Consider the following 259-nt stretch of genomic DNA (forward strand, 5'->3'; position numbering starts at 1 on the left):
GGGGTATTACTCAAGCGTGTGCAGTTGATTAACGATAATTTTATTGATGTCGCCTCAAAACTGGTTTTTCAAGTCACACTCCCGGCGATGCTTTTTCTCAGTATTGTCGGTGCCGAGCATGACTTCTCTTCCAGTCTGTCCTTGATTGTGTTTGGTCTCATTGCCAATTTTATTTTTTTCTTGTTTACCTGCTGGATGACTCAGCGACACTTTGATCATCCTCAAGATCAAGGTGTCATCATTCAAGGCGGCTTTCGAG

The 259-nt window shown here is 43.2% G+C and carries 1 protein-coding gene; it reads right to left on the reverse strand.

The features are described 5' to 3' along the window. Positions 1-54: 54 nt before the first annotated feature. On the reverse strand, positions 55-259 hold a 205-nt coding region (locus V0R37_RS22620; protein WP_420376626.1), incomplete at its 5' end, for a hypothetical protein.

Source organism: Pollutimonas rozaliensis (genome assembly GCF_048751585.1).
GTDB lineage: Bacteria > Pseudomonadota > Gammaproteobacteria > Burkholderiales > Burkholderiaceae_B.